Source organism: Sphingomonas sp. Sph1(2015), from assembly GCF_001970915.1.
GTDB lineage: Bacteria > Pseudomonadota > Alphaproteobacteria > Sphingomonadales > Sphingomonadaceae > Sphingomonas > Sphingomonas parapaucimobilis.
On the sequence record NZ_MQUI01000122.1, the window covers coordinates 1 to 477 of the forward strand.

General features: G+C 40.5%; 1 protein-coding gene. It reads left to right on the plus strand.

Annotation, left to right across the window (positions count from 1 at the left end; genetic code table 11):
* Positions 1-54: 54 nt before the first annotated feature.
* Positions 55-477, plus strand: a 423-nt coding sequence (locus tag BSZ14_RS18825; RefSeq protein ID WP_198930571.1) for a helix-turn-helix domain-containing protein, incomplete at its 3' end; no start/stop codon positions are given.

A 477-nucleotide genomic window follows, 5' to 3' on the forward strand; every position in this document is an offset into this window, starting at 1 on the left:
TCGTCAAAAAGCGCTTGCGTGAGTATATAATGATTTTGTCAGGAGGATAGTCAAATGAACAAACGAATTCGTGAAATACTCAAAATGATTATTAAAAACCCTGAAATGAAACTTTCCGCTTTGACAAGTGAACTCGATTTGACACGTCGTCAAATCAACTATGCCATCAACCAATTCAATGAAGACTTGGAGATGAAAAATATCCCAACGATCCAGCGTAGTCACTCCGGTGATATTACAGTACCGATTGAAGTGATCCAAATGATGTCCCAGTTGGATCAGGAAACGGTGGACGAACAAGCAACGTTGGCATTGACGGAGGGAGAACGTGGGGCGCTGATAGTGATGACTTTGATCACCAATATCGAATATGTTAGTCTGGATCATTTGTTGGATATAGTAGAAGTCAGCAAAACTACCATCATGGATGATATCAAACGAACCGACGCCCTACTAAGAAACTACAGTTTGACAATT